We start from the raw sequence: 6,625 nt of genomic DNA, 5'->3' as shown, positions 1-6,625 counted from the left end.
CTGCGCGGCCGATGCCGCTGTCGCCGCCCGTGATAAGGGCCGCCTTGCCGAGGAGCTTGCCGGCGCCAACGTAGGAGTGCTCGCCGAAATCGGGACGGGGCGACATCTCGGATTCGAGGCCCGGTGGTTGCTGCAGAGAGGTGGAGAACGGCGGCTGGGGAGCCGCTTCGCGTGGATCGGTCATGACGGGTCCTTGGTTCGGGGATTCGGTGGCGCGTTCGCCGCTGCGCCGTCGCGGGAGGTGCCACCGATGGGGCCGACCGGCGGCGCGTCCTCGTCCTCGCCGGCATCGCGAGGACCGTTGCGCTCGTCGGGCACCATCCGCACGAGTTCGGCGCATCCGTCCTCGAAGGCGTCGAGCCACAGGTCGTAGGCCATCGGACTGGCGGACAACTCGATCCATTCGCTGGCGTCGCCGCCTTGCTCGTGCAGCACCCAGTGGTAGTTTCCCGCCCCGACTTCCTCGACGAATACGGCGATTCGCCGAAGGCGGCTCATTTCAGTTTCTCGGCCAGGTACTGGCGCACCTCGTCGGCCGAATTGCCGACGGCTTTCACCGCGTCGCGCAGTTGCGTCTCGGTGCAGCCCAGGCTCTCGGTCCATGACCGGACTTCGTGGGGTTCGTGCAGCGCGATGAGCTTGCGATCGAGCGCGGTCTTCTTGGGATCGTCTGCCATGGGACCTCCTGTGGAATGTCTAGGCCTTCTCGCCGTTGCGCCCGGCGTCCGCGGGCCGCCTCGCGCGCTCGGCATCGGGCGCCGGCGCATCGTGCCCGCGCTCGCCCGGGTCGCCCGAGGGCTTGTCGGCCTCGCGGCCCATGCGGCTGCCGTCCAGCGGCGTGTCGATGCCGACCTCGCGGTTCTGCTCGATGTTCACGGGCGACATGGGTTTGCGCGTGGTCATGCTCAGCCCTTCCTGGCCTTGTACTGGTCGCGCAGGTCGCGGATCTGGTCGTGGTTGCGCTGGGCGCCATCGGCCTGCCGCTGCACGACGGCGAGCACTTCGGCGGGCAGGTCGTTCTTCAGCGCCTTGCGGTAGCGCGCAACGGCCGAGTCCTCGCCGCGTTCGCACTCCTCGAGCATCGACAGGGCGCTGTCCGCACCCAGCGTGCCCTTCACATGGACCCAGCCGCGATGCAGCGCGCCGCTGACGCTGCCGCCCTTGTCGGCTTCGCCGCCGAGCGAGCGGATCAGCGTCGCCAGTTCGGCGGCGGCCGCGGCGCACTGGGCCGAGCGGTTCGCGAAGACTTGCTTGACTTGGGCGTCCTCCACCTCGTCGGCGCAAGCGCGAAAGCCGTACTCGCCATCGCGGGAATTCTCGAGCAGGTCGTTGAGGATCGACAGGACTTCGTCGCTGGTGATGGATGCGGCGGTCATGGTGTGGCTCCTGGTTGGTGGGTTGGTTGACTGATCGAGGGTTCACGGTGACGCGCCGACCCGGACCGGCATGTAGGTGCCCGCCGCGCCAATTCGTCGTGGCGCTCTGACGGTGCCAGGAATGGCGCAGGGCGCATGGACGTCGCGGGAACCGGCAAAGCGCCTACGTGCGCCGCGCGGTGCAAGGCCGATAACGCAGGGTAGGGGAAGGATTCGGTTTCGATCCAGGAGGTGGCGGGAATGCGTCCGAGGATCCTCAGCGAACGGCAGCAACGGGTGCTCGTCAGCATGAGGCTGCTGGCCAGCTTCTGGCAGCGGCGCCTGCCGGCCGAAGCCACGTCGCGCGACGAGATCGAACAGCTGCTCTCGCTCGAAGCCGCGGGCCTCGTGCGGGCGAGCTTCGATCCGCCGCTGCGGGAACGATCGGGCGCTCTACACGCCGCGCGCCATCGTGCTGGAAGTGACCGCCGAAGGACTCTCGGCGTTGACGCGTGCGCAGCGCCTGCAGCCGGGCATCCTTGGGGAAGCGCCGAGCCACCGGCCACCGCGCTCGAGCCGGCCGCGCAACATTCTCTAGCCGGTCGAACGCACGAGCCCGCGAGGACGAAAAGAAGCCCCCGCGCGCGGCGGGCTCGTTGCATGGCACGACGGCTCAGGCAGTCGTCGTGAGTTCGGCGATCAGTTCTTCCTTTCGCGCTGCCATCAACTCTCGCAGGGTCACGAGATCCAGGCCCCTGGCCGCACGCGCCTTCGGGAACATCTCGTTGCGCTCTTCCTTGACGTGGTGGTCGATGTACTCGCCCAACACCTTGACCTTGGCGTCGAACATTTCGTCGATCTCCGCGGCGTCCTGGATCTGGGCGATCAGGTCCTTGGCGCTGGCGTGCTCGACCTCGGCCTCGTCGAGCAGGTCGGTTTCCTTCAGGGCGTCGCGCAGCGCAGGATAGAAGATCTCTTCCTCGATCTGGGTATGCACGATGAGCTCGGCGCAGATCTGTTGCGCTAGCTGACGCTTCTTCTCGGTCGCGCTCGCGGCCTTCGAGCCGGCGAGTTCATCGTAGGCCGTGAAGAGCTTCTTCACGTTCTTGTGATCGGTGTCGAGCAGGCTGCAGGCATCGGGTTCGGCGCGTTTGGTGGTCATGTGGGGCTCCGGTTTTTGGTTCGTGGGAGTCATGACATTCGGTTCGGCCTTGTCCGCGCCGCGTAGGCCTCCAGCGCATCGCCACGCAGGAATGCCGCAACCGCGTGCGTGCCGGCCTCACCCCATGTCGGGCTGCCCGTTCGAGGCCATGAGCCCGCCGTCCACCGGCAGCGCCACGCCCGAGATGAAGCTCGCATCGTCGCTCGCCAGGAAGGCCACGACCGCCGCAATCTCCGAAGGCTCGGCGCCCCGCCCCAGCGGAATGCGCTCGCGGAATTTCGCCATCAGCTTGCGATCGCCTTTCATGTCCTCGGTCATCGGCGTGAAGGTCAGGCTCGGGCAAACCGCATTCACGCGCACACCGTCCTTGCCGTGGTCGAGCGCGAGAGCCTTGGTGAAGTTGACGATCGCGCCCTTCGAGGCGTTGTAGAAGCCATGCCCCAATCGCCGCCGAGCCCGGAGACGGAGCCCGTGTTGACGATGCAGCCGCGGCTCGCGATCAGGTGCGGCATGGCCGCGCGGCAGCCATGGAACACGCCGCCGATGTTGGTCGCCATGGTCTTTCCCCAGCCATCGAAGGGCGCCTCGGTCACGGTGCCCTCGACCGCGATGCCCGCGTTGTTGAACAGCACGTGCAGGGCGCCAAAGCGCTTGATGGTGACAGCCACCAGCGCCTGCACCTGCTTGTACTTCGAGACGTCGGTGACCTTGACCAACGTGCGCTCGGGTGGCAGGTCGGCGGCGACGCGCTCGAGCTTGGCCCCGGTGTCGCCGGCGAGCACGACGCTGGCGCCCTCCGGCGAGAAACGGCGGGCCGTCGCCTCGCCGATGCCGGAACCGGCTCCCGTGACGATGACGACGCGATCGGTGAAACGTTGCATGCTGCTGCTCCAAGACATGGAAGCGCGCAGCTTGCGCAGGCGCGACGTCACGCGGTGTCGGTGCGCGGCCTTTGCGTTGTCGGACGCGAGCTTGCGATGCCGGCGGAGCCCGGTCGGGCCCTCTCAGGCCACGGGTCGGCAGGCTGCGTGTGCCTCGGATTGCAGCCCCGGCATCATGCGCACGACGAAGTCGATGAACGCCCTGACCTTGGCCGGCACGTGTTCCCTGCCCGGGTAGTAGACGTAGAGCGGAAAGGTCTCGTCGGGCCAGTCCGTCAGCACCGGCACCAGCGTGCCCGCGCGCAGGTGCGTCTCGATGCCGAGGTCGATCACCTGCGCGATGCCGTAGCCCGCGAGGCAGGCGCCGATCTTGGTGCCCGCATCGGTGACCGTCAGGCTGCCGCGCACGGCCACCTTCAGCTTCTCGTCGCCGCGCCAGAACTCCCAGTCGAAGAGCCGGCCGGTGGATGGGTCGATGGCATGGATGCATTCATGGCCGCCGTCGACCAGGTCCTGCGGCGACCGCGGCCGGCCGCGTTGCTCGAGGTAGGCGGGCGCGGCCACGGTCAGGATCCGCGGGCTGTAGAGCCTGCGGCAGACCAGCGTCGACACCGATGGCGCTCCGAACCGGATGGCGAGGTCGAATCCGTCGCCGACCAGGTCCGGGAGATCGTTGCGCGTCTCCAGCTTCAACCGGAGCGCGGGATGGCGCTTGAGGAATTCGGCCAGTTCCGGTGCCAGCACGAGGCGGGCGAACACCGCATCGCACGCCACGCGCAGCGTTCCGTTGACGACCGAGGTCTGGTCCGACGCGCCGACCGTCGCCTCCTCGATGCCCTGGAGCAGGGGCAGCACCTTCGCCAGCAGCGCATGCCCCGCATCCGTCACCTCGACCTGCCGGCTGGTGCGATGCACGAGCTTCGCGCGCAACCGGTCTTCCAGCCGCTGGATGGCGCGGCTTACCGCGGGCTGCGTCCGGCCCAGGCGCGATGCGGCGCCGCTGAAGCTCCTGCATTCGGCGACCGCGGCCAGCACCAGCAAGCCGCCGACGAGTCCTCCATCGAGGTCTTCCATGATCCATGTCTTCCTGTAATGGCAGAGATGCCCGATTCGCCGTAGCCGGGCGTCGAAGGAGCTTTCACCATACGAAGCTTCCATCCCTCGCAGAGAGTTCGCAATGACCCAGACCCACGCCGTCGCCGCCCTGATCGACGACTATTTCAACCTCGCCCACGAGCCGCAGAGCCGCGACTTCCACCAGGTCTTTCATCCGTCCTGCCTCGTCCAGTGGCTCCAGGACGGCCAGTTGCAGACCCTGTCGGCGCCGGAGTATGCGGCGCTCATCCATGGCAGGCCGAGCCCCCGCTCGATGGACGCACCTCGCGAGGAGGCGATCCTGTCGATGACGCACATCTCGGACAGCCTTTCGACGGCCACCGTGAAGGTGCGGATCGGCCAGAAGCTGTTCAACGATCACTTCGTGATGCACGAGGTGGAGGGGCGTTGGTCGATCACGAACAAGTCGTCCTTTGTGGCGCGGACCTTCGATTGAGGCGCGGGGCAGCGGATGCGCTGGAACCGCAAGGACTCGAACCGGTTCAACCCGGGTCGGTGCCGACGACCCTGAACAGGCGGCCCGACAGTGGCGCGTCGTTGAGCACCTCCAGCGATACGGGCTGCCGCGCCGTGGCGACGTAGAGGCTCGAGAACTGCCCGTCGAAGGCCAGGTCGGTGGGGCAGGGGACGGGCAGCCCCACCACCCGGTCCAGGCCACCGTCTGGCGCGAAGCGCACCACGCCCCAGCCGCCGCGCAGGCAGGTCCAGATGCCGCCCTCGCGATCGAAGGCCAGGCCGCTCACCGAACCCGACCCCTTGGGGACCGTGGCCAAGCGGCGCACGCCTGGCGTGCCGGGCTTGAGCATGAGGATGCTGCCGGTGTCCGGCGCCGCGGCGAACAGGGTGGCATCCTCGGCGCGCCACTTCAGGCACTGCACCGCCTCAGTCACGCGCCACTGGACCTGCACGCCACCATCGGGCTGCAACTGCCCGATGACCGTGACGCCGGCCTGTTCCACCGCGGCCCACAGGGGGCCGCCAGCCTCGTCGCACAAGGCGCGCAGGCCGGCGGGGATCGGCTGGTCCAGGGGCCGGGTCGAACCGTCGGCGTCGATGGCCACCATGGCCTCGCCCACGACGGCGCAAATGGCGTCGTCGCGCTGCACCAGGGCGGCGATGGGCTGGTCGAGAGATGCATGCACGGTGTCCGCGCCGCCCAGCGTGCAGTGGACCGCAGGCGCGAGCCGGTCGGCCCAGTAAAGGCATTGGCGGCGCGCGTCCCAGACGGGGTAGGCGCCATGGAAGGCCCAGTGGCCCGGCACGGGTTCCGCCGCGCCGTTGGGAACGGTGGCCGCGGCGGGCTGCAATTGGGCACCGACGCGGCGCGCGGCCTCGGCCAGCTCGGGGCCCAACAGCTGGAGCCGGTCCGGCGTGAGCCTGTAGGCGGGCCCGGCGACGCTGATGGCGCCGCGCACCCGGCCATTCGCATCGACGATGGGCGCGCCGACACAGCGCACGCCCAGCACGATCTCCTCGTCGTCGATGGCATAGCCGCGCGCCGCCGTCACCTTGATCTCCGCCTGCAGGCGCCGCCGGTCGGTGATGGTGTGCTGCGTCAGCGGCTTGAGGGTCAGCTCGCGAACCAGCGCATCGCGCGTGGCTTCGTCCAGCGCGGACAGGATGGCCTTGCCCTGGCTGGTGCAGTGGATCGGCTTGCGCTGGCCCAGCGCGGCCTGCGAGCGCTGGCTGTGCGCGCCGTCGCAGCGCTCGAGCGAGATCACCTCGCGGCCGTCGAGCGCGGCGAGGTAGGAGGTCTCGCCCGTCAGGTCGCGCAGCGTGCGCAGCTCGATCGCGGCGGCGGCCACCAGGTCGGGCATGGCATAGGCCTGGCGCGCCATCTCGAAGCAGCGGAATCCCAGACAGTAGACCTTGCGCAGCTGGTCGCGCCGGAGCAGGCCGCGTGTCACCAGCGTGGCGAGCAGCCGGTAGACGGTGGTGCGGGGAATGGCGAGGCGCTCGGCCAGTTCGGTCTGGCTCAGGCCCTCGGGCGCGGCGCCCACCGCCTCGAGCACGTCGAGGGCCTTTTCCAGCGCGCCGGTTCCTTCTCCAATGCTTGTGGTCACTTTGTCTCAACTGGTGGAACTTGAATCGGGTCCAGGGCGTCCCGTGCC

At 68.9% G+C, this 6,625-nt stretch carries 8 protein-coding genes and 2 pseudogenes; 1 reads left to right on the top strand and 9 read right to left on the bottom strand.

Going from position 1 to position 6,625, the window contains the following annotated elements; translation table 11 throughout:
- From AC1HIL_RS41215 to AC1HIL_RS41180, 8 genes and pseudogenes are all read right to left on the bottom strand, one after another.
- Positions 1 to 184, bottom strand: a pseudogene (locus tag AC1HIL_RS41215) (NAD(P)-dependent oxidoreductase); the annotation flags it as partial.
- Positions 181 to 498: a hypothetical protein gene (locus AC1HIL_RS41210; protein WP_479669245.1), complete on the bottom strand. Its 318-nt coding sequence runs from the start codon at positions 496 to 498 to the stop codon at positions 181 to 183. The gene AC1HIL_RS41210 and the pseudogene AC1HIL_RS41215, both read right to left, overlap by 4 nt.
- Positions 495 to 677 (bottom strand): DUF3606 domain-containing protein, encoded by a 183-nt coding sequence (locus AC1HIL_RS41205; protein WP_296723326.1) that lies wholly within the window; start codon positions 675 to 677, stop codon positions 495 to 497. The genes AC1HIL_RS41210 and AC1HIL_RS41205 overlap by 4 nt, the downstream gene beginning before the upstream one ends.
- A 19-nt stretch (positions 678 to 696) precedes the next feature.
- On the bottom strand, positions 697 to 903 hold the full coding sequence (locus AC1HIL_RS41200) for a hypothetical protein (RefSeq protein WP_413765431.1): 207 nt from the start codon (positions 901 to 903) through the stop codon (positions 697 to 699).
- A gap of 2 nt (positions 904 to 905) precedes the next feature.
- Entirely contained in the window at positions 906 to 1,376 is a 471-nt protein-coding gene (locus AC1HIL_RS41195; protein ID WP_479669246.1) for a PA2169 family four-helix-bundle protein, read from the bottom strand.
- A gap of 652 nt (positions 1,377 to 2,028) precedes the next feature.
- Complete coding sequence (locus tag AC1HIL_RS41190; RefSeq protein ID WP_479669247.1) at positions 2,029 to 2,517, bottom strand: hemerythrin domain-containing protein; 489 nt, start codon at positions 2,515 to 2,517, stop codon at positions 2,029 to 2,031.
- Between the two features lie 117 nt (positions 2,518 to 2,634).
- Positions 2,635 to 3,398: pseudogene (gene budC / locus AC1HIL_RS41185) on the bottom strand (meso-2,3-butanediol dehydrogenase).
- Between the two features lie 123 nt (positions 3,399 to 3,521).
- Complete coding sequence (locus AC1HIL_RS41180; RefSeq protein ID WP_479669248.1) at positions 3,522 to 4,472, bottom strand: LysR family transcriptional regulator; 951 nt, start codon at positions 4,470 to 4,472, stop codon at positions 3,522 to 3,524.
- A 103-nt stretch (positions 4,473 to 4,575) separates the two neighbouring features.
- Between AC1HIL_RS41180 and AC1HIL_RS41175 the strand changes: the two genes are divergently transcribed.
- The gene (locus AC1HIL_RS41175) at positions 4,576 to 4,950 is read left to right on the top strand and encodes a nuclear transport factor 2 family protein (protein ID WP_296723355.1); all 375 of its coding nucleotides are present in this window, start codon (positions 4,576 to 4,578) and stop codon (positions 4,948 to 4,950) included.
- 46 nt (positions 4,951 to 4,996) lie between these two features.
- On the opposite strand, the gene AC1HIL_RS41170 is transcribed toward AC1HIL_RS41175, so the two are convergent.
- Positions 4,997 to 6,577: an IclR family transcriptional regulator domain-containing protein gene (locus AC1HIL_RS41170; protein WP_479669249.1), complete on the bottom strand. Its 1,581-nt coding sequence runs from the start codon at positions 6,575 to 6,577 to the stop codon at positions 4,997 to 4,999.
- Positions 6,578 to 6,625: the final 48 nt, after the last annotated feature.

The organism is Variovorax sp. ISS6, assembly GCF_056523145.1.
The sequence above is the reverse complement of the archived record's forward strand: the minus strand, read 5'-3'. Positions and strand labels throughout refer to the sequence as shown.

Coding starts and splice junctions, on each gene's coding strand:
- AC1HIL_RS41210 (WP_479669245.1), bottom strand. CDS start 498: ATGAGCCGCCTTCGGCGAATCGCCGTATTCGTCGAGGAAGTCGGGGCG.
- AC1HIL_RS41180 (WP_479669248.1), bottom strand. CDS start 4,472: ATGGAAGACCTCGATGGAGGACTCGTCGGCGGCTTGCTGGTGCTGGCC.
- AC1HIL_RS41205 (WP_296723326.1), bottom strand. CDS start 677: ATGGCAGACGATCCCAAGAAGACCGCGCTCGATCGCAAGCTCATCGCG.
- AC1HIL_RS41195 (WP_479669246.1), bottom strand. CDS start 1,376: ATGACCGCCGCATCCATCACCAGCGACGAAGTCCTGTCGATCCTCAAC.
- AC1HIL_RS41175 (WP_296723355.1), top strand. CDS start 4,576: ATGACCCAGACCCACGCCGTCGCCGCCCTGATCGACGACTATTTCAAC.
- AC1HIL_RS41190 (WP_479669247.1), bottom strand. CDS start 2,517: ATGACCACCAAACGCGCCGAACCCGATGCCTGCAGCCTGCTCGACACC.
- AC1HIL_RS41200 (WP_413765431.1), bottom strand. CDS start 903: ATGACCACGCGCAAACCCATGTCGCCCGTGAACATCGAGCAGAACCGC.